General features: G+C 30.4%; 23 protein-coding genes. 4 read left to right on the top strand and 19 right to left on the bottom strand.

The window, feature by feature from the left end; all coding sequences use genetic code 11:
• Positions 1-2 precede the first annotated feature (2 nt).
• From P6922_RS02720 to rpsB, 5 genes are all read right to left on the bottom strand, one after another.
• A complete protein-coding gene (locus P6922_RS02720) occupies positions 3-233 on the bottom strand; it encodes a hypothetical protein (RefSeq protein ID WP_040013941.1) in 231 nt (76 codons plus the stop codon).
• Complete coding sequence (frr, locus tag P6922_RS02715) at positions 230-787, bottom strand: ribosome recycling factor (RefSeq protein ID WP_007554513.1); 558 nt, start codon at positions 785-787, stop codon at positions 230-232. Before frr ends, P6922_RS02720 begins: the two co-directional genes overlap by 4 nt.
• A gap of 2 nt (positions 788-789) precedes the next feature.
• The gene (gene pyrH / locus P6922_RS02710) at positions 790-1,485 is read right to left on the bottom strand and encodes a UMP kinase (protein ID WP_420864486.1); all 696 of its coding nucleotides are present in this window, start codon (positions 1,483-1,485) and stop codon (positions 790-792) included.
• A 96-nt stretch (positions 1,486-1,581) separates the two neighbouring features.
• Complete coding sequence (gene tsf / locus P6922_RS02705; protein ID WP_218015475.1) at positions 1,582-2,232, bottom strand: translation elongation factor Ts; 651 nt, start codon at positions 2,230-2,232, stop codon at positions 1,582-1,584.
• A gap of 23 nt (positions 2,233-2,255) precedes the next feature.
• Positions 2,256-3,017, bottom strand: a complete 762-nt coding sequence (gene rpsB, locus P6922_RS02700; protein WP_276874043.1) for a 30S ribosomal protein S2 — start codon at positions 3,015-3,017, stop codon at positions 2,256-2,258.
• A gap of 243 nt (positions 3,018-3,260) precedes the next feature.
• Here rpsB and P6922_RS02695 point away from each other — a divergent pair, with 243 nt between their 5' ends.
• Positions 3,261-4,337: an acyltransferase gene (locus tag P6922_RS02695; protein ID WP_276874041.1), complete on the top strand. Its 1,077-nt coding sequence runs from the start codon at positions 3,261-3,263 to the stop codon at positions 4,335-4,337.
• A 46-nt stretch (positions 4,338-4,383) separates the two neighbouring features.
• Here P6922_RS02695 and hpf read toward each other — a convergent pair whose 3' ends face one another.
• From hpf to dapF, 8 genes are all read right to left on the bottom strand, one after another.
• Positions 4,384-4,914 (bottom strand): ribosome hibernation-promoting factor, HPF/YfiA family, encoded by a 531-nt coding sequence (gene hpf, locus P6922_RS02690; protein WP_007554575.1) that lies wholly within the window; start codon positions 4,912-4,914, stop codon positions 4,384-4,386.
• Positions 4,915-5,097: 183 nt separating this feature from the next.
• The gene (locus P6922_RS02685; RefSeq protein ID WP_007554589.1) at positions 5,098-5,295 is read right to left on the bottom strand and encodes a cold shock domain-containing protein; all 198 of its coding nucleotides are present in this window, start codon (positions 5,293-5,295) and stop codon (positions 5,098-5,100) included.
• Positions 5,296-5,415: 120 nt separating this feature from the next.
• A complete protein-coding gene (gene coaBC / locus P6922_RS02680; RefSeq protein WP_276874038.1) occupies positions 5,416-6,615 on the bottom strand; it encodes a bifunctional phosphopantothenoylcysteine decarboxylase/phosphopantothenate--cysteine ligase CoaBC in 1,200 nt (399 codons plus the stop codon).
• Positions 6,616-6,617: 2 nt separating this feature from the next.
• A complete protein-coding gene (rpoZ, locus tag P6922_RS02675) occupies positions 6,618-6,821 on the bottom strand; it encodes a DNA-directed RNA polymerase subunit omega (RefSeq protein WP_007554516.1) in 204 nt (67 codons plus the stop codon).
• Entirely contained in the window at positions 6,818-7,462 is a 645-nt protein-coding gene (gene gmk, locus P6922_RS02670; protein ID WP_276874036.1) for a guanylate kinase, read from the bottom strand. Before gmk ends, rpoZ begins: the two co-directional genes overlap by 4 nt.
• A 4-nt stretch (positions 7,463-7,466) precedes the next feature.
• Positions 7,467-7,742 carry an extracellular matrix/biofilm regulator RemA gene (remA, locus tag P6922_RS02665; RefSeq protein WP_007555361.1) on the bottom strand — a complete coding sequence of 92 codons (276 nt, stop codon included), beginning with the start codon at positions 7,740-7,742 and terminating at the stop codon, positions 7,467-7,469.
• A gap of 10 nt (positions 7,743-7,752) precedes the next feature.
• Positions 7,753-8,640 carry a YicC/YloC family endoribonuclease gene (locus tag P6922_RS02660; protein ID WP_276874033.1) on the bottom strand — a complete coding sequence of 296 codons (888 nt, stop codon included), beginning with the start codon at positions 8,638-8,640 and terminating at the stop codon, positions 7,753-7,755.
• Positions 8,615-9,475 (bottom strand): diaminopimelate epimerase, encoded by an 861-nt coding sequence (gene dapF, locus P6922_RS02655; protein WP_276874030.1) that lies wholly within the window; start codon positions 9,473-9,475, stop codon positions 8,615-8,617. Before dapF ends, P6922_RS02660 begins: the two co-directional genes overlap by 26 nt.
• 163 nt (positions 9,476-9,638) lie before the next feature.
• On the opposite strand from dapF, the gene P6922_RS02650 reads away from it, so the two are divergent.
• From P6922_RS02650 to P6922_RS02640, 3 genes are all read left to right on the top strand, one after another.
• Positions 9,639-11,387 (top strand): Rqc2 family fibronectin-binding protein, encoded by a 1,749-nt coding sequence (locus P6922_RS02650; protein WP_276874027.1) that lies wholly within the window; start codon positions 9,639-9,641, stop codon positions 11,385-11,387.
• 112 nt (positions 11,388-11,499) lie between these two features.
• Positions 11,500-14,094, top strand: a complete 2,595-nt coding sequence (locus P6922_RS02645) for a heavy metal translocating P-type ATPase (protein ID WP_276874024.1) — start codon at positions 11,500-11,502, stop codon at positions 14,092-14,094.
• A gap of 185 nt (positions 14,095-14,279) precedes the next feature.
• The gene (locus P6922_RS02640; RefSeq protein WP_276874022.1) at positions 14,280-15,815 is read left to right on the top strand and encodes a DUF4127 family protein; all 1,536 of its coding nucleotides are present in this window, start codon (positions 14,280-14,282) and stop codon (positions 15,813-15,815) included.
• 48 nt (positions 15,816-15,863) lie between these two features.
• Here P6922_RS02640 and rpmA read toward each other — a convergent pair whose 3' ends face one another.
• The 6 genes from rpmA to ruvB form a co-directional block, all read right to left on the bottom strand.
• Complete coding sequence (gene rpmA / locus P6922_RS02635) at positions 15,864-16,148, bottom strand: 50S ribosomal protein L27 (protein ID WP_007554659.1); 285 nt, start codon at positions 16,146-16,148, stop codon at positions 15,864-15,866.
• Positions 16,149-16,153: 5 nt separating this feature from the next.
• Positions 16,154-16,483, bottom strand: coding sequence for a ribosomal-processing cysteine protease Prp (locus P6922_RS02630; protein WP_007554669.1), 330 nt, complete (start codon positions 16,481-16,483; stop codon positions 16,154-16,156).
• Positions 16,483-16,791 (bottom strand): 50S ribosomal protein L21, encoded by a 309-nt coding sequence (gene rplU / locus P6922_RS02625; protein WP_007554677.1) that lies wholly within the window; start codon positions 16,789-16,791, stop codon positions 16,483-16,485. Before rplU ends, P6922_RS02630 begins: the two co-directional genes overlap by 1 nt.
• A 146-nt stretch (positions 16,792-16,937) precedes the next feature.
• Positions 16,938-17,957, bottom strand: coding sequence for a tRNA preQ1(34) S-adenosylmethionine ribosyltransferase-isomerase QueA (gene queA / locus P6922_RS02620; RefSeq protein ID WP_276874019.1), 1,020 nt, complete (start codon positions 17,955-17,957; stop codon positions 16,938-16,940).
• Positions 17,958-17,967: 10 nt separating this feature from the next.
• Positions 17,968-19,488, bottom strand: a complete 1,521-nt coding sequence (locus P6922_RS02615) for a SpoIID/LytB domain-containing protein (protein ID WP_276874016.1) — start codon at positions 19,486-19,488, stop codon at positions 17,968-17,970.
• Positions 19,469-20,566 (bottom strand): Holliday junction branch migration DNA helicase RuvB, encoded by a 1,098-nt coding sequence (gene ruvB, locus P6922_RS02610; protein WP_276874013.1) that lies wholly within the window; start codon positions 20,564-20,566, stop codon positions 19,469-19,471. Before ruvB ends, P6922_RS02615 begins: the two co-directional genes overlap by 20 nt.
• Positions 20,567-20,579: the final 13 nt, after the last annotated feature.

The following is a 20,579-nucleotide window of genomic DNA, read 5'->3' as shown; positions in this document are numbered from 1 at the left end:
ATTTACTCCTCACCATATAAATGCAGAAAGGCCTCATGGGCCTCTTTGCTATATACCATTCGTGGCATAATTACAGATTTTTTTCCTAAACGCACTAAATAAAAATTATTTTCATCTAATGCATAATGATCACCTTTAGTTTTTATTATTTGTGCAAACGGATATTGTAACTTAAATTTATGTTCTGTTGATTTATCCCAAAACAAACCCGGATATAAGTTATCATTTATCATACAGACATAATCTCTTTAATTTTCTTTTCAGTTACAGCATCAATTTCTTTAATTTTAATATCTGTAAGATCTTGAACTTCATCTTCCGCTTCAGAAATAATATCTTTAGATATATCGCCTTTTTTCTCTTCTTTCTTCAAAAAAGTATTGCCGTCTCTTCGAATATTTCTTATTGCAACTTTAGCCTCTTCCGCTTTTTTATTCGCAATTTTAACTAAATCTTTACGACGTTCTTCTGTAAGTTGAGGTATAGCCATTCTAATTAAATTACCGTCATTCATAGGTACCAATCCTAAGTCGGATTGAAGAATAGCTTTTTCAATTTCTTTCAAAACACTTTTATCCCATGGTTGTACGACCAACATACGCGCTTCAGGAACACTTATGCTTCCAACTTGAGAAATTGGAGTTTGTGTACCATAATAATCTACAAAAATACGATCTAAAAGGCTTGGACTTGCTTGCCCTGTTCTTATAGAAGAAAATTCAGTTTTTAATGCTTGAATCGATTTATCCATTCTTTCTCTAAGTTCATTTATTTTTTCTGTATACATATTTACTTCCCTTCAATAATAGTACCTAAATTTTCACCTAGACACGCTTTAACAATGTTACCGGGTTTATCTATATTGAATACAACTATCGGAATATTATTATTCATGCATAAAGCTATAGCGGTATTATCCATAACTGCTAATTCCTTTTGCAAAACTTCTCCATAAGTTAAATGCGTAAAGAATTTAGCATCAGGGTTTATTTTAGGATCCGAATCATACACACCGTTTACTTGTTTTTTTGCCATTAACATTACATCTACTTCCACCTCAGCGGATCTGAGCGCTGCTGTAGTATCTGTAGTAAAATAAGGATTTCCTGTTCCTCCGGCAAAAATAACAACTCGTGATTTTTCAAGATGCCTTATAGCTCGACGTCTGATATACGGTTCTGCAACTTGCATCATTTCGATTGATGTCTGTACACGTGTAGTTACTCCAAGTTTTTCCAGTGAATCTTGAAGTGCCACAGCATTTATTACAGTTGCAAGCATTCCCATGTAATCAGCTGATACACGATCCATACCACCTTGACTACCTTTTAAACCTCTCCAAATATTTCCGCCACCTACAACTATACATACTTGTATATTCTTTTCACAAACCTCTTTTATTTCTCTTGCTAATCTTGACACAACTTCAGGATCTATTCCAAATCCGTTTTTATTAGCCATAGCTTCTCCGCTTAATTTAAGCATTACACGTTTATACTTCCGTTCCACTTATTCCCTCCGCTATATAATTATACTATATATTTACAAAATAAGAGAACACAAATGTGTTCTCTTATTTTATTATTTGTTAATTTGACTCATAACTTCATCAGCAAAATTTTCCTGTTTCTTTTCAATACCTTCACCTAATTGATAACGGGTAAAACGTCTGATTGAAATTTTTTCTCCCATTGAAGCAACCGCTTCTGTAATAACTCTTTCAATAGTTTTATCACCATCTTTAATAAACGGTTGTTCTTCTAAACAAATTTCTTTATACATTTTTTCTAAACGACCTTCGGTCATTCTATCAACAATCTTTTCAGGTTTACCTTCATTTAAAGCTTCCTGACGGAATATCGCTCTTTCGTGTTCGATTACATCTGCAGGAACTTCATCACGACGCACGTACTGAGGATTTGTAGCAGCAACCTGCATTGCAATATCCTTTACCAATGTATGGAAAGCATCTGTCTTTGCGACAAAATCAGTTTCACAGTTTACTTCAATCAATACGCCTATACGACCATTTCCATGAATATAAGATCCTACAATACCTTCAGCTGCAATACGTCCTGCTTTTTTCGCAGCTTTTGCCAATCCTCTTTCACGGAGAATATCTACTGCTTTTTCAATATCACCGTCTGCTTCAACAAGTGCTTTTTTACAATCCATCATTCCTGCGCCGGAGCGTGTACGAAGCTCTTTTACCAAACTAGCCGTAATCATTATATAACCTCCATAAAAACAAAGACTTATTCAGCTGATTCTTCTGTTACTTCCTGTTCATCAGCAACATCTTCTGCCACTTCTTGTTCACCTTGTTCTTCCTGCTGTCCTTGACGTCCTTCCAATACTGCATCAGCCATCTTTGATGCTAAAAGTTTTACAGCACGAATTGCATCATCGTTTGCCGGAATCGGGAAATCAATTACATCCGGATCACAATTGGTATCTACTGTAGCAATTACCGGTATATTAAGCTTGCGTGCTTCTTTAACTGCAATTTCTTCCTTCTTTGAATCTATAACAACTATACATCCCGGAAGTTTCTTCATATCCTTAATTCCGCCAAGATTCTTTTCAAGCTTATCCAATTCACGCTTCATAAGAATAACTTCTTTCTTGGGATATTGTTCAACAGTTCCGTCTTCAAACATCTTTTCCAATTCTTTAAGTCTTGCAACACGATTCTGAATTGTGCGGAAATTTGTCAACATACCGCCCAACCAACGCTGATTTACATAAAACATATTGCATCTTAAAGCTTCATCTTTAATTGCATTTTGAGCTTGTTTTTTTGTTCCTACAAACAAAATTGTTTGTCCATTTGCAGCAACTTCACGAATAAAATTGTATGCTTCTTCAACTTTTTTTACAGTTTTTTGTAAATCGATAATGTAAATACCGTTACGTTCTGTAAAAATAAATCTGGACATTTTCGGATTCCAACGACGTGTTTGGTGACCGAAATGAACACCTGCTTCTAATAATTGTTTCATTGATACTACTGACATTTTAAAATCCTCCTGTTTTAACCTCTGTGCACTTCTACTTTTATAACCACCATAAGGCACAAATATAAAATCCATGCACATGTGTATTCATACTTTTTAATTCTACCAAAAACATTCGATGTTATCAAGCACAAAAATATATTATTTTTAATTTAAATATAAATAATATGTAAATATAAAATTCACTTTATTATTGAATCCATGTTATTATATTGAAGTAAAATAACACAGAGGTAATAATAAATGAACTTATCAATAAAAACTAAAACCAGATTATTGCACATAGACTTCCTAAGAATATTGTGCATATTTTTAGTAATGTTTACACATACATCAACTTCCGGATTTTCTTTGTATTTAAATAAAATAAATTCAAATTGGTTCCCGCTATACATAATTATTCCGTTTTGGATAAAAACTGCAGTTCCCATATTTTTTATGATTTCAGGTGCTCTTTTACTAAAAAAAGAAGAACCGTTATCTGTTATTTTTAAAAAACGTATTTGGCGTTTTGCTCAAGTTCTTATAATATTTTCTTTTATAAACTATTTATATAATTATAGAAATTTTAATATAAGCCTTTTTAGTTCACTTTTATACTCACAAACACTTGCAACCGCTTACTATTTTCTATATATATATATGTCATTTTTACTTATGCTTCCAATATGGAGAGCTTTAGTAAAAAACTTAACTAATAAAATTTTTATTTATCTTATATCTCTTAATTTATTTTTTGTAGGATTTATTCCTGTTTTTTCATTTTTAATTTTCAAAGGAACAGCTGAAATAAATTGGTTTATAAATCCTTTACTCGCTGTAAGTGAACCGTCTTTTTATTTTATTATTGGATATTGGATTGAAAATGTTCTACCTGATTATTGGCTGACAAAAAAGAATTTACTTTATCTTTTTATCGCAGCTATGTGCGGAACAATAATATCTGCTCTGATGACATATTATCATGGTATTGTTGCAAACGGATTAACAGAAGCAATTTCAGAACGCTTTTATGATTCTTTTCTATTTTTAAACACCGCATTTATATATTGTTTTTTTAAATGGTTTTTTATACATCATAAAATTCCTCAATTTTATAAAAAAGCAATATTTTCCTTAAGCACTTTGGCATTTGGAATAATGCTCTTCGACGATATTGCACGACGACTAACCGGTATTATATTCGAAAAATATTTAATAAAATTTTTACCTAACTGGCCTCTTACTGCAGCATTTATATGGATTATATCAGGATTTTTTCTTGGAGCGGTTATAACATATTTTATAAAAAAAATTCCGTATTTTAAAAAATTAATATAAAAATACCCTCCTTACTGACTATCCAGTAAAGAGGGTATTTTATTTACTATCTTTTCATTTCTATCAATCCGTATTTTCCGTCATTTCTTTTATAAACTACCGCTATATCTGAAGTTTCAGAGTTAAAGAACATAAAGAAATCATGCCCTACCAAATTCATTTGTAAAATTGCTTCCTCCGGCGACATCGGATTTATGTTAAACTTTTTTGTTTTTACAATTTCAAATTCTTCTTCACCGAAAGTTTCTTTTTCTTCTCTGAATTTCTTACTGAAAACATTTTCTTCTCTGTAGCGTCTTGCCAATCTGGTTTTATATTTATGTATTTGTCTTTCAACTTTATCAAAAACTAAATCAATTGATTTATACATATCATCAGATTTTTCTACACCACGTAAAATCACGCCTTCAACAAAAGCTGTAACTTCACATGTGTTAGTTTTATTGGAAATACGCATCAATACATTCATTTTTATAGGTTTATCAAAATATCTTTGAATTTTACCTGTATGTTTTTCAACGTAACTATGTAATGCTTTTGTGACTTCAAGATTCTTTCCTCTTATTTTTAATTCCATGATAGTCCTCCTTATTACACTACAAAGAATGTATCTACTATATATATTATATAATAAACTATTAAACAATTCAAAATAAAAAAGACCCGGATAAATTACAAATACAAAATTTGAACTTTAAATCCAAGTCTTTTTTCAGTAATTCCTGATTCAAAAACCTACGCTGTATCGCTCAGTAAGTGATCAAAGAATGACTACATTAGCAGCCTGCGGTCCTCTAGCACCTTCGATAATATCGAATTCAACCTTCTGACCTTCAGTCAGCGTCTTGAAGCCTTCAGTCTGAATAGCAGAAAAATGTACGAAAACATCGCCGCCTTCTTCTCTTTCAATAAAACCATAGCCTTTTTCTGCGCTGAACCACTTAACTGTACCTTTCATGGAAATTCCTCCTACAAATAACTAATAGCCCTATTTGGGCATAGCTTTATGCTAGCATAATTTTTTTATAACGTCAACTAAATTTATTATATATATTTCCCGATAATTTAAATCTATGTATTATTCTAAAGCTGAACTTATTTTATTTATTAAGATTTCTCCCAATTCAATTTTAGACATCTTTGGATAAGAATCTATTTTTCCGTCTTTATAAATTACGGAAACAATATTAGTTTTAGATTCAAATCCGGCTCCTGATTGAGTTACATCATTTGCAATAAGCATATCTAAATTTTTATTTTTCAATTTTTTTAATCCGTTTTCTATAAGATTATTTGTTTCCGCTGCAAATCCTACTAAAAACTGTGTTTTCTTATTTTTCCCCAACTCCATTAAAATATCGGGGTTTTTAACAAGATTTATACACAAATTCTCAATGTTTTCTTTTTTTACTTTTTTTGTAAACTTTTTCTCAGGCCGATAATCCGCAACTGCCGCTGCCATAATAAATACATCCGCTTCATCATATAACGTTAATGAAGCACTCCGCATTTCATTTGCAGTTTTAACTTTTTTTATTTTCAGATTCTCATAAATTTCTTCAAAATTTTCGGTAGAAATAAGTATAACTTCAGCATCTTCTTTCGCTGCAGCTTTTGCTATAGAATAGCCCATAAGTCCTGAAGAATAGTTTCCTATATATCTTACAGGATCGAATTCTTCTTTAGTACCACCTGCAGTCACAACCACCTTCTTGCCTGAAAGTAATTTTTTCCCGCTAAGTATTTTATCTATGTTCTCAATAATTTTTTCCGTATTAGGAAAACGTCCCTTACCTGTCACATTACAAGCCAAGTGACCAATATCAGGTTCAAGCATGTAATAACCGTAACTTTTTAATTTTGCTATATTCTCCTGAACTATTTGATTTTCAAACATATTGCTATTCATTGAAGGTACAAATAAAACAGGCTTCTTAGTCGCAATCAATGTAGTAGAAAGCATATCATCGGCAATTCCATTGGAACATTTTCCTAAAATATTCGCTGTAGCAGGTGCAATAACAAAAATATCTGCCCACATTGCCAAAGATATATGCTCAACATCCCATTCTTTTATTTCTCCGAACATATCGGTAAAAACTTGATTTCCACTTAATTCACCGAACACTACAGGTTTAACAAATTCTTGTGCATGAGATGTCATAATACATTTAACATTTGCACCTTTTTGGCGCAACTTACTTACTAAATCGGCAGTTTTATAAGATGCTATACCTCCACATATACCTACAATTATATTTTTATTCTTAAAACTCATATTTAAATATTTCCGATTTTCTTTGGTTCAACTTTATTTTCATAAATTTCTTCAAGTGCTATAGTAACTGCTTTTTTATTTTTTTCTCTTATTAACTGAGCCTCATTATCTGTCAACTCTCTTGCACGCATAGCCACCAAAGTAACTAATGTATATTTAGTATCAACAATTTTAACTAATTCATCAATTGAAGGAAATGACATCATTTTAAAGATACCTCCTTAGTAATATATTGTTTAAAAATAGTCTCTACTCTGCATTCATTTCTCGAAAGCTTACATTTTTCAGCATCCAATATCGCTTGAGTTTTATAAACAGCATCTTTCAATACTTCATTAACAACTATGTAATCATATTTATGAGCTAGCGATAATTCTTTAGTTATCTGAGACAAGCGCTTTCGAATTGACTCTTCACTATCTGTTCCTCGTTTATGTATTCTTTCAGATAAAATTTCCAATGACGGAGGCACTATATATATAAAAACACCCTTCGGATATCTTTCCTTAACTTGCATAGCACCTTGAATATCTATTTCTAAAAGTATAGACTTTCCTTGTTTGAGTAAATCAAAAGTATTTTGTTTCAAAGTTCCATAATAATTATCATAAACTCTTGCATATTCAAGAAAAGCATCTTCTTTTATTAATTTTTCAAACTCTTCAACACTTCTGAAATAGTAATTTATTCCATCTTTTTCATTTTTTCTCGGACTTCTTGTGGTCATCGAAACAGAATAAAACAAATCAGGATTCATTTTACGAATTTCCTCACAAATAGTTCCCTTGCCTGCTCCTGACGGTCCGGAAACTACAAGAAGTATTCCCTCATCTTTTTTATTATTCATAAAATTAATCCTCATCCGCCAAATCTGCAGAAATAACTTCTTTATTTATTGCTCTATGAGAAATCGTTTCCGGTTGAACTGCAGATAAAATAATTTGGTTGCTGTCCATAACCAAAACAGCTCTCGTTTTACGTCCATATGTTGCATCTATGAGAGAGCCTTTATCTCTGGCTTCCTGTATCATACGCTTTACAGGCGCGGACTCAGGACTTATTATTGCTATTATCCTAGATGTAGATGCCATATTTCCAAATCCTATATTTATTAATGAAAAATCCATAAAAATCTCCTTATTCTATATTTTGGATTTGCTCTCTTATTTTCTCCAATTCCGTTTTGATTATTATAACACAATTCGTTACATCAATTTGATCCGTCTTAGATGCAATAGTATTAATCTCTCTATTTATTTCTTGAATCAAAAAATCCAATTGTCTTCCTAAAGGCCCCTTATTATTTAAAGATTCTAAAAGTTGAATAATATGACTTTCAAACCTGGTGACTTCCTCAGTGTAATCAGTTTTATCCGAATATATTACTACTTCTTGCAATATACGGTTTTCGTCTGCTTTAAAAGAATTTTCTTCTATAAATTCATTTATTTTCGTTCGCAACTTTTCCCTATATTGATCATTTAATGAATATTGACGTTCCTTTATGTAAGATAATTCCTTCTTTATAAATTCAACTCTTTTTAATAAATCACTTTTCAAATTACAACCTTCAACTTTGCGCATCTCCAAAAGTAAAGGTATTGCTTGACTCAGTGCATCTTTTACCATAATTTGCAATTTTTCTTCATCAGTTTTATCAAAAGTTACCTCAATCCACGGTTCCGGAACTTTCAACAATTCTGAAATATTTACAAATTTATTCGATTTAAGCTTATTCCTTTTTATATCGTTAAAAATTTCTATATAAGAATTCAACAAAGCTTCATTAACGGACAATTTTATATTTTTTGAATTGTCAGAAATGAATTTTATTCTGACTGAAACCTTCCCTCTATATAAAACTTTTTTCAATTCTCTTTTTACTAATTCTTCTAAAAGAGGAGATATACCGTCGGATTTAAAATTAAACTCCAAGTAACGACTATTTACAGTCTTAATTTCAATTAACAATTCTCCTAAATCGGAATTTACCTGCCCTTTACCGTATCCCGTCATACTGTTCATAATCAACCTCTATATTTCCATCAAAAACTTTTTCAGCCGGACCCGTCATAAACACATGATTAGTCTTATCTTTATCCCAAAAAATATTTAATTTACCGCCATCTAAAATAACATCAGCTTTATTGTTTACTAAATTATTTAATGTTGCAGCAACTACAGCGGCACAACTACCTGTTCCACAAGCCAAAGTAATACCGGCACCTCTTTCCCAAACCTTCATTCTTAAAATTGAATCTGAGATTTTCTGTACAAATTCAACATTAGTTTTTTTGGGAAACTGTTTATGATTTTCAATAATACTTCCATCAGCTTCAATATTAATACCGTCAATTTTATCAGTAAAAATAACACAATGAGGATTTCCCATAGATACGCAATTAATTCTATATGCCTTATTTTCATGAGAAATATTTAACAATTCATCAATTACTACCTTTTTAGAAAATCCTTTTACAGGAATATCATCAGAATTCAAATTCGGAATTCCCATATCTACACAAACATTCCCGTTTTTTAAAATTTCAGGAAATAAAATTCCGGCTCCTGTTTCAACTGAAAATGAAGATTTATTTATCAATTTTTGATTAACTACGAACTTGGCAAAACAACGAATTCCGTTACCGCACATCTCAGCTTCACTTCCATCGCTATTAAAAATACGCATTTTAAAATCAGCATCTAACGAAGGAAGAACATAAATAATACCATCCGCTCCTATACCGAAATTTCTGTTACATAATTTTTTTACAAATTCAGAAGAAAAAATAAATTTATTCTTAAATGAATTGAAAATAATAAAATCATTACCGCAAGCTTGCCATTTTGAAAAATACATTAAAATCACCATATTTCGTACAAATATTTAAATTAACAATACAAATATTATAAACGATTTTTGTAAAAACTGTCGAGCATATATTGTATTAAATAACTTTCACATATTTCAAATTTGTCTGCTATACTATAAAACAAATGATAAAAATGAAAGAGGAATCTATATGCAACTGGACAGTTCAATTATATACATTCTTACAAAAGAACTAAAAAAAGAGCTTATATATGGTCAAGTACGAAAAATTCATCAAATAAATAACCGTACAATGGTTTTGGAAATTTTTAAACCTTCTTCATCTCCCGCAAAATTAATAATTTCAAGTTATAATCCACCAATTATATATATTAACGATGAAAATAAAAACTTAAATTATACTCCTGCACAAAACTTTTGCATGTCACTTAGAAAACACTTGGAAGGAAGTAAAATTACAGATATAAAACAAATTAACTTGGACAGAGTCATACAAATTAATTTTTCAAGAATTGAAACTGCCGGAGAAATCAAGGTAAAAAACTTATATATTGAACTTATCCCATCTGCACCGAATATAATCTTAACTGAAAACAATTTAATTTTAGATGCATGCTTAAAAGGAAATAAAAAAGACCGCATTATTTCGCCTAAAGAAAAATATATTCTCCCCGGAAGTCAAAACAGAATGGATTTTACTCAATTTTCAAAATCCGAATTACTTGACATATTAACTTACAACAAAAACACCTCTAACACCTTAAAAGAACTTATTTTTACTCTTTTTAACGGATTCAGTGAGTTATTATTGCAAGAAATATTTAAAAATCATAGTTTTATGCTTACTAAAAAATCAAGTACGTTAAATACCAAAGATATAGAATTCATAGTCGATGTAATATGTAATTTTAAAAATACTATAAAACAAATATCTGTAATCAATTTATATGATACATCCAATCAATACTTACTTTCACCTTTAGAGTTAAATAATAATGATAAAACACCTTTAAAATTATCTGTAAATGATGCTATATTATATTACTTACAAAATCATAAAAATAATAGCAACAATATTTCTTTGTCTTTACAAAAAGAAATTCATTCACTGATAAAAAAAGAAAAAAGAAAATTATTAAAAATAGAAGATGAGCTGAAAGAAACATCCAAGATGGATACTTACAAATTATGGGGAAATTTACTGGCAATTCATGCATATGAAAAAACACCATATGAAGATTTTATAATTTTAAACAATATTTTTGACGCAAAACAAAACAAAATCAAAATTCCAATTAACAAAGAAAAATCTTTGTCATCAAATAGCCAATTATATTTTAAAAAATACAATAAAATGAAAACACGTATACAAATAGGAAAAGAAAAAGTTGAAAACTGCAAAGAAAATATTGATGCTTTAAATCACATATATTATTATTCAACACTCATAACTTCAAATGAAGAATTATATGCTTTAAGTAAGGAACTTGAAACATTAGGTATAAAAGCTAAGAAAAACATAGAAAAAAAATTATTTAAAAATAAAACTTTGAATCACAATTTTTTACAATTTTGTATTGATGGATTTAAAATTTTTATTGGGAAAAACAGTAAAGAAAACGAAATTTTAACATTTAAAAAATCATCAAGCGAAGACATTTGGCTACATGTTAAACAAATACCCGGTTCTCATGTAATTATTAAAACCGAAAAGCAAATTGTACCGATTGAAACATTGGAAAAAGTGGCTTCTGTTGCAGCATTTTACAGCAGCGGAAAAGATTCCGGAAAAATTACGGTAGATTACACATTCATAAAAAATGTAAAAAGAATACCAAATACAAAAGTAGGTAGAGTATCTTATACAAACGAAAAATCAATTTTAGTTATCCCCCACTCCCCGGACTTCTTCATCGGTAAAAAAAACTTGATTTTTTAAAGTTTTTATTACATGTTACTTGATTTATTAAAGTCTAAACTCCTACATATTTACCACAAAAAAATTCAATGCTAGAATGCATTTAGAATTTACTATGTAGGAGTTTTATTTTATGAAAATCAATAAAAATTTACATCATCATATAAAAGATAATAATTTAAAAATTGAAATTCACCATGTACTTGAAAATGAAGCTGAAATTTCTAAAGATGAAAGAAGAGCTTTCGGCCATATAATAGACAAAAATCTTCATGTCCTGACAGGACATCAACAAAACTGCCATTGTGATCATTGTATTGAGGAAGATTGCGAATATTGCGGCAAAGAAATCGAAAGCTGCAAATGTGATTTCTTAGGTAAAGAATATAAGCGCGGATTATATCACATAGAAAACCTTGATTGCGTACAATGTGCAGCATTGATGGAAGGTAAAATAAGAAAAATCCCTTCTGTATTTTTTGCATCTGTAAGTTTTAATAAAAAGGAATTACGACTTATATCTAAAAATAATCCTGATTTATTAATTCCCGAGATAACAAAAATATCAAGAACATTTAATGAAAATATTAATATTCTCCCACCTAAACAAAACACTAAACTTAATACTGAATTATATGTAATACCTACACTGAATTGTCCTTCATGTGCAATAAAATTAGAAAAAAATATAAATCAACAGCAAGGTGTATTTTCTGCTACTGTAACATTTTCCACAAAACAATTAAAAATTACAGCAGAAAACCCTGATAAATTATTACCGGAAATTATAAATGTTTGCAATAAAATAGAACCCGGCACAAAAATAGTAAAAAAAATTAATTACAATAAAAATGAGCAAAATAAATCAAAATCCGACAAATATTCAAAATTTATAAATTCAACAGGTTTTTTCTTATACGTTATCGGATTATCAGGATTTTATGATTTAATTAAATTTTCGGATCTACTTACAAGCTCATTATTAATAATTTCTTACTTTTTATTAGGGCATGATATTTTGATGAAAGCAATAAAAAATATCATTAATAAAAATGTTTTCAACGAGTACCTCTTAATGTCCATTGCAACACTGGGTGCATTAGCAATTTCAGAATATCCGGAGGCAACGGGTGTTATACTTTTTTATAAAATCGGAGAATATCTTGAACATTTTGCGATTGAAAAAAGTAGAAAACAAATAACCGAAACTATAGATTTACGCCCTGAAACAGTTCATAAACTAAAAAATGGAATTATTGAAACAATAACCCCTGAAGATGTTGATATCGGTGACATAATAAGAATTTTACCGGGAGAAAGAGTCCCTCTTGACGGAATTATTTCAAAAGGTAAAACACAAATAGATACATCGCTATTAACCGGAGAATCCATTCCAAGAAGTGTTACTATAGGTGACTCTGTTTACTCCGGAACAATAAACTTATCCTCCACCATTGAACTTCAAGTTGAAAAAACATTATCCGAATCTATGGTTTCACGTATTTTGGATTCTATCGAAAATGCATTGGCCGGCAAACCTTCAATCGATAAATTTATAACTAAATTTTCAAGAATTTACACTCCAATAGTAGTATTTGCTGCAATTTTTTTAATTATATTTTTACCTTTTTTCACAACAAATTCCTACAAAGATGCGCTTTACATAGCTTTAACATTTTTAGTTATAAGCTGCCCATGTGCATTAGTTATTTCCGTACCGTTATCATTTTTTTCAGGACTTGGAGTAGCATCCAAACACGGAATTCTTTTTAAAAGTGGAAATATTATTGAAATACTAAATAAAACAAATGTTATACTTTTGGATAAAACCGGAACATTAACGGAAGGAAGTTTTAAAATAAGAGAAATTGAAACATACCAAAATATAAACGAAGATAAACTTTTGGCACTTGTTGCGGGTGCAGAGGCTCACTCAACACACCCTATTGCAAAATCAATAATTCAAGCTGCTGAAGATAAAAAATTATATATTCCAAAATTTTCTGCTATAAATGAAATATCAGGAAAAGGTATAATTACAAAATTAGGTAATAAAGATATAATTATAGGAAATAAGAAACTTTTAAATGAAAACGGTATAACAATAGATAATAATAATTATTCAAATGATTTTGAAACTATAATATATGTTGCAATAAACAAGAAGCTTTTAGGTAAAATTAAAATTTCTGATGCATTGAAAAAAGATTCATTTAATGGATTACAAAAATTAACTAAAAAAAATATAGATATAATTATGCTTACCGGTGATAATAATGCTGTCGCTGAAAATATTGCAAAAAAATTAAATATTAAAAAATTTTATTCCGAATTATTACCCTTAGACAAAATAAAAATCTTAAAAAAATACACTACAAACAATTCAAAAACATTATTCGTAGGTGATGGAATAAATGATGCACCTGTACTGGCAACCGCTGATATAGGTGCTGCAATGGGCAGCGGTTCCGATGCTGCAATTGAAGCCTCAGATATAGTATTTTTAAATAATAATGTTTCTGCAATTTCAACCTCAATATCAATAGCTGAAAAAACAATAACTACTACAAAAATAAATATTTTCATAGCAATTTTTATAAAAATTGCAGTCATAATTTTGGGATTGATTGGTATGGCTGATATGTGGATTGCAGTATTTGCAGATACAGGAGTAACTTTGTTATGTATACTTCTTTCAATGAATCTTTTTTTACGTAAATTCGAATAATAAAAAGTGAGATTTTCAAAATCTCACTTTTTTATTATTTCCAATTTACTTTTTAAATTTATATAAATATTGTAATGTAAAATTAAATTTATTTCGATTAATTCACCTCATTATTTATAAACAGAAATCCAACTATTTCATGATATAATACTTAATAACTAAACAATTTTATCAGGAGGTTTATTTTGAAGTTATCTAAAATTATTTTCGGATTTTTTCTGACATTTACAATTAGCATAGGTTTTAGCTCATATGCTGAAAAAATATTACTTATACCACAAGATGATCGGCCTGTAAGTCTTGCGTATACAGTTTCTACTGCAGAAAAAGCAGGATATACTATAATAACTCCACCTACATCTTATTTATCAGGAAGAAATCGCAAGGGCTCTCCGGATAAAATATGGAATTGGTTAAAAAACAATATTTCATCAGCAGATGCATGTGTATTATCTACAGATACACTAATTTATGGCGGATTGGTAGACTCTCGTAAGCATAATGATTCGATGCAAGAATTATATTTACGTGCCGACCGTATCAATGAACTACATAATGAATATCCTAATATCCCTATTTATGCATTCGGAACAATAATGAGAACCCCATACGCATCAGATAATGATGTAGAACCGTATTACTACGGAAATTACGGTAATAAAATTTATAACTTATCAATTTTACAGGATAAAGTTGACAGTGGTACTGCAACAAAAACTGAAATCTCCAATCTTTTATCATTAAAACTGTCAATTCCTAGTGAATATATACAAGATTGGTTTAAAAGAAGACAAAAAAATGATTCCATAAACAGAATTATGATTAATAACGCAAAAAAAGGTATATTTGCTTATTACTGTTTAGGATATGATGATAACAGTAAAAATTCTCAAACCACACTCGAAGCACGTTATTTAAAAAATGAATTTGCTAATTTATCTCCTAAAGTCTACGGTTCTTTCCCCGGAGCAGATCAATTGGCATTACTTTTAATAGCTAAATATCATGTTGATTTACATAAACTTAACCCCACATTCGCCGTAATCTATCCATTAGGTCGTGGAGAAGAAACTATACCTAGATATGAAAATCAATCTATAGGAAAAACTGTATCGGATCATATTATTGCAATAGGCGGGAATATTGTTTCAAATAAAAAACCTGACTTTGTTTTAGCAGTAAATACACCGCTTGAATCAACTGTAGAATCAAGTGAAACAATAAACTTCGGTATGAACAAATCAAGTACAGATAATTTTGTAGATAAGATTAAGTTTATAAGATCGAAAAATATTCCGGTTTCAATCGCAGATGTATATTTTTCAAACGGTTCGGATAATACTTTAATGAACAGTCTTATGAAAAATAATTTATTATATGATATTAGTGCCTATAACGGATGGAATACTGCAAGTAATACTGTAGGGTATTCTATTGCACAAGCTGTACTTTCTCAATATATGTCAAAAAAAGAACATGACAATATGCTCACTGAGCAATATATTGATAACTGGGCTTATCAAGCAAATGTCCGAAAAAAAATATCTTTAATTTTGAAAAATTCTAAAAATAAAAATTTCATTACTGATGATATCGAAAAAGAAATGTCCAATCAATTACAGGATTTTGCAAACAAAAAACTTAAATTAAAGAACAAAATAATAAGAACCAGATTTCCATGGAAAAGATTATTTGAAATTGAAGTTAAAGTTTCAAATTAAATAAAAAATTCACCTATTGATTTAAATCAATAGGTGAATTTTTTATTTTTATTCCGTAACAGGATATACACTTACCTGTCTTCTATTTCTTCCTAAACGTTCGAAAGATACTCTTCCTGCTGCTGTTGCAAACAATGTATCATCTTTTCCGATAGAAACATTCTTACCGGGATGAATATGGGTTCCTCTCTGACGAACAATAATATTTCCACATTTCGCAATCTGACCGTCATGCATCTTTGTACCTAAACGCTGTGCATTTGAATCACGACCGTTTTTTGTACTGGAAACACCTTTCTTATGAGCGAATAACTGAAGATCAAACAATAACATTCAATTCACCCCCTGCTTTCAATCAACTTTATTCTGCCAGGGTATTGACGACTTATTTCTCTCAATCCCTCTAACATAGTCTGTATTATTATTTCACTTTCTTTTGTCGATTTTTTATTTAAATCAACTTTTAAAATTCCGATGTCAGAATCAAATTGCCCGTTTATTTTTAAAACATCTCTTAATCCCAATGCTGTTGTAAGCACAATAGCGGATACTGATGCACACACTATATCGTATCCTAAAGAATCTGAATATGCATCGGCATGACCGGAAACAGAGAATTTATCACAAAATAAACTTTCTTTACCATAAGACAATTTAACAATAATCATTATCCTTCAATCTTTTCAATCTGAACTTTTGTAAAAGGCTGACGATGACCTTGACGACGACGGTAATTAGATTTTGCTTTATATTTGAAAATTCTAATTTTCTTATCTTTTCCGTGTTCAAGTACTTTTGCTGTAACCTTAGCACCTTCTACGAAAGGCTGACCGATTTTTACTGTATCACCTGATACCATAAGAACCTGATCAAAAACTACTTCACCGTTTTCAGCAATCGGAAGCTTTTCGATTGTAATTTGTTTTCCTTCTTCAACACAATACTGCTTTCCGCCGGTTTTAATAATTGCGTACATTGTGCACCTCCTCTATAACTATACTCGCCAATTAAGGTACCTGATGGATTTGAAACCTTTTCTCGTGCGGTTGCGTCAAAGCACTATGTACCATGACTTATCAAGTATACATAATTTTAGATGTATTGTCAATTATTTTTAAAAAATCACCTTAAAAACATGGCATCTCCAAAACTGAAAAATCTATATTTTTTAGCCACAGCTTCTTTATATGCATTTAGAATTTTATCTGTACCCACAAATGAAGCCATCATCATTAACAAAGTAGATTCCGGTAAATGGAAATTTGTAATTATAGCATCAACGATTTTCCAACTATATCCAGGATATATGTACAAATTTGTCCAATTTGCTCCTGCTTTTAATTTTCCACTTTGTCCTGCAGATTCCAAAGTTCTTACAGAAGTTGTTCCCACCGCTATAATTCGTCGTCCTTCCTTCTTCGCTTTATTAACTGCATCAGCGGTTTTTTCCGATATTACATACCATTCTTTGTGCATTTCATGATCTTCTATATTTTCTTCATTAACAGGTCTGAAAGTACCCAATCCTACATGCAATGTAACAAAACAAATTTCAGCACCTTTTTCTTTTATTTTATTAATCAATTCAGATGTAAAATGCAGTCCAGCTGTCGGTGCTGCGGCGGAGCCTTTATATTTAGCATACACTGTTTGATATTCTTCTTTATTTTTAAGCTTTTTATGAATATATGGAGGTATAGGCATTTCTCCAACTTCATCTAACAATAAATCAAAATCTCCATCATAATAAAATTTTACGCGTCTCCCTCCAAAATCGGTTTTATCTAAAACGACACAGTAAAATTTATCTGAAAAAATTATTTCTTGCCCGATAAGTGCTTTGCGTCCCGGATTTACTAAAACTTCCCATTCATCATTTCCTTTGGGAGTTAACAATAAAACTTCAACTTTTCCACCTGTTTGTTTCCTATATCCGTTCAATCTTGCCGGAATGACTTTTGTATTATTAAAAACTATCAAGTCATTCTCTTTTATTTCATCCAATATATCTGTAAACACATGATGACTCAAATGACCGGTTTCCTTATCAAGTACCATAAGTTTACAAGAATCTCTCGGTTCTACAGGTTCTTGTGCAATTAATGATTCAGGTAATTCATAATTAAAATTTTCAAGTTTCATATAATCTCCATTAATATATTTTTTCTATTTTCGTATCAGTGAAATAATGTGACAAAATTCTTCTATAATAATTTTTCCCATCACCATATTTTTCTGCCATTGCTTGTGCCCCCCACTGAGAGAGTCCCAAACCATGACCATCTCCATATCCGATAATTTCTATTTTTTTACCTTTATTTTTAACATTTAAATCAAAAAGAGTACTATCTAAATCAAAGATAATTTGCATATTTTCACCGGTGATGCGTTTTGTGCCTTTTTCACCTTCTACTTCAATATATTTTACTCTTCCGGATATACCTCTGTCACTAACCGACATAGGACCTTTTTTTAATTTTGACAATTTTATATTTTTTAATTTACCTATATTTATTCCGTGTTTATTTAAACTGTCAGAAAATGTTTGAAATGTAAATTCTTTTGTCCACGGTGTATCAATAACTGAATATGGTACTTCAGGAACCCCACGAAGATAATGAACTTTTGAACCCCAAACATTTTCACTATTTTCCGTATACCCTCCCGCATTAGCACTGAAAACAGCATCTATAGGCGATCCGTTATATGTAAGAATTTCTCCTTCTGTTTCTCTTATTGCCTTATCAGTAGAATTCGTTTCAGCTGAATATCCTCCATACATTTGCGATCTTGTATCTGCAGTTACATCATACCCTGCAGAGCGGTATCCGTTTTTATGAAATATAGCATATGTTCTTGCTGCAACAGCTTGTGCTTTAATTGCATCTATTTTCCATGACGGGATTATTTCTCTAGGTATTACACCTCTTAAATAATTTTCCATAGGTAAAATGTTTATTATTGTTAATCCCGAATTCCATCTGGCAGGAATTACTTTCATTATACCTCTATATCTGTTACCCTTTACTGAAAAAGGAGCTTCCCCGTCTGATTTCAAATATATAGTTGAGCCTACTTGTTTGCCGTTCAATTTTACTTTATTGTTATCTCTTGAAAACAACAAAGCTTCCCCTTTATAATCTTCTTTCAACAATTTACCGTCGGCAATTATTTTAAAATTGTCAATAGCATTAATTTGAACTTCATGATCACCTGAAATAATTCCGACTTCTACATCCGGACCTTGATTTAATCTATAATCAGATACACCTAAATCGACACTTTTATTTTTTTGTTTTTTCTCAACTTTATTATTAGTATAATTATTTTTTATATCATTTAAATTTATCTGTGTTTCATATGAAATATTATCTTCTCTCCATTTTTTTCGCATTTTAGCAGACAATATTTGCTGTTTAATACCATAAGTAAACTCTTCTTGCTTTTTTAAATGACGTTTCCACGTTCCTGACTTATTTTTATGTTTAGTAATATGCTTTTTTAAAGGTTTCTTTATTAATTTAACTTCGGTATATATTCTTTTTGTCAAATTTATTCTTTCATACTTTACATTTGTTGCATAAACATTAGATATTACGGAAGGTATTATTGTAAAAAATCCTGCCATGCACATTGCTAAAACAACATTCTTTCTATTCATAATTGTTTTCATTGTCCTCGTAAAATTTATTAAATAAATCAGACGAATTTTCATCTTCATCCATTGAAATATTAAGATGTTTATATGCAGCTTTTGTCGCAATACGTCCTCTTGGTGTTCTGGATAAAAATCCTATTTTCATTAAATAAGGTTCATATACATCTTCAATTGTTGATTTTTCTTCACTCACCGATGCAGCTATAGTATCTATACCTACCGGACCACCGTCAAATTTAGTTATAATAGTACGAATAACTTCTAAATCCGTAACATCCAATCCCAAACAATCTATATGTAATGCCGATAAAGCTTTTTGAGCAATATCTTCGGTTATTACACCTGTACCTAATACTTGAGCAAAATCACGAACTCTTTTTAACAATCTGTTTGCTATACGCGGTGTACCTCTAGATCGTTTAGCGATTTCTTCCGCACCTTTAGTCTCGATTTTAATTTGTAAAATATTTGCAGACCTTATAATTATTTGTTTTAATTCCTGAGGATTATAAAATTTCATTCTAAAAATAATACCGAAGCGATCTCTAAGCGGTGCTGCCAATGATCCCGCTCTTGTGGTAGCTCCTATTAAAGTAAACGGAGCTATCGGCATATGATAGGATCTTGCACCTGGACCTTTACCTATTATTATGTCAAGTGCAAAATCTTCCATCGCCGGATACAATATTTCTTCAACACTTCTATTTAAACGATGAATTTCATCAATAAATAAAACATCATGCTCGTTTAAATTTGTCAATAATGCTGCTAAATCTCCAGGTCGTTCTATTGCCGGTCCACTTGTAACCCTGAAATTTACACCCAATTCATTAGCAATAATACCTGCAAGAGTTGTTTTACCTAAGCCCGGAGGCCCATATAACAGTACGTGATCAAGAGCTTCTTTACGATTTTTTGCAGCTTTTACATATATATTCAAATTTTGCTTTAACTCAGATTGTCCTATATAATCTTCAAATATCTTGGGACGAAGAGTTTGCTGCCAATTATCACCCGAAATTTCATTAGCTTCTACCATGCGGTCTTTGTTTTCATCAATATCATCACGTACACTTTTAATAAATTGATTCATTTAACCGATACCC

It is taken from the genome of Dialister micraerophilus (assembly GCF_947090205.1).
GTDB classification, from domain to species: Bacteria; Bacillota; Negativicutes; order Veillonellales; family Dialisteraceae; genus Dialister; species Dialister micraerophilus.
Note: the sequence above shows the minus strand (reverse complement) of the source record. Positions and strands in the feature narration are given on the sequence as shown.

Excerpts from the sequence above, each read along its gene's own strand:
- P6922_RS02720 (WP_040013941.1), bottom strand. The coding sequence starts at position 233 with ATGATAAATGATAACTTATATCCGGGTTTGTTTTGGGATAAATCAACA.
- frr (WP_007554513.1), bottom strand. The coding sequence starts at position 787 with ATGTATACAGAAAAAATAAATGAACTTAGAGAAAGAATGGATAAATCG.
- pyrH (WP_420864486.1), bottom strand. The coding sequence starts at position 1,485 with ATGCTTAAATTAAGCGGAGAAGCTATGGCTAATAAAAACGGATTTGGA.
- rpsB (WP_276874043.1), bottom strand. The coding sequence starts at position 3,017 with ATGTCAGTAGTATCAATGAAACAATTATTAGAAGCAGGTGTTCATTTC.
- P6922_RS02695 (WP_276874041.1), top strand. The coding sequence starts at position 3,261 with ATGAACTTATCAATAAAAACTAAAACCAGATTATTGCACATAGACTTC.
- hpf (WP_007554575.1), bottom strand. The coding sequence starts at position 4,914 with ATGGAATTAAAAATAAGAGGAAAGAATCTTGAAGTCACAAAAGCATTA.
- P6922_RS02685 (WP_007554589.1), bottom strand. The coding sequence starts at position 5,295 with ATGAAAGGTACAGTTAAGTGGTTCAGCGCAGAAAAAGGCTATGGTTTT.
- coaBC (WP_276874038.1), bottom strand. The coding sequence starts at position 6,615 with ATGAGTTTTAAGAATAAAAATATAATTGTAGGTATATGTGGAGGTATA.
- rpoZ (WP_007554516.1), bottom strand. The coding sequence starts at position 6,821 with ATGATGTCATTTCCTTCAATTGATGAATTAGTTAAAATTGTTGATACT.
- gmk (WP_276874036.1), bottom strand. The coding sequence starts at position 7,462 with ATGAATAATAAAAAAGATGAGGGAATACTTCTTGTAGTTTCCGGACCG.
- remA (WP_007555361.1), bottom strand. The coding sequence starts at position 7,742 with ATGGATTTTTCATTAATAAATATAGGATTTGGAAATATGGCATCTACA.
- P6922_RS02660 (WP_276874033.1), bottom strand. The coding sequence starts at position 8,640 with ATGAACAGTATGACGGGATACGGTAAAGGGCAGGTAAATTCCGATTTA.
- dapF (WP_276874030.1), bottom strand. The coding sequence starts at position 9,475 with ATGTATTTTTCAAAATGGCAAGCTTGCGGTAATGATTTTATTATTTTC.
- P6922_RS02650 (WP_276874027.1), top strand. The coding sequence starts at position 9,639 with ATGCAACTGGACAGTTCAATTATATACATTCTTACAAAAGAACTAAAA.
- P6922_RS02645 (WP_276874024.1), top strand. The coding sequence starts at position 11,500 with ATGAAAATCAATAAAAATTTACATCATCATATAAAAGATAATAATTTA.
- rpmA (WP_007554659.1), bottom strand. The coding sequence starts at position 16,148 with ATGTTATTGTTTGATCTTCAGTTATTCGCTCATAAGAAAGGTGTTTCC.
- P6922_RS02630 (WP_007554669.1), bottom strand. The coding sequence starts at position 16,483 with ATGATTATTGTTAAATTGTCTTATGGTAAAGAAAGTTTATTTTGTGAT.
- rplU (WP_007554677.1), bottom strand. The coding sequence starts at position 16,791 with ATGTACGCAATTATTAAAACCGGCGGAAAGCAGTATTGTGTTGAAGAA.
- queA (WP_276874019.1), bottom strand. The coding sequence starts at position 17,957 with ATGAAACTTGAAAATTTTAATTATGAATTACCTGAATCATTAATTGCA.
- P6922_RS02615 (WP_276874016.1), bottom strand. The coding sequence starts at position 19,488 with ATGAAAACAATTATGAATAGAAAGAATGTTGTTTTAGCAATGTGCATG.
- ruvB (WP_276874013.1), bottom strand. The coding sequence starts at position 20,566 with ATGAATCAATTTATTAAAAGTGTACGTGATGATATTGATGAAAACAAA.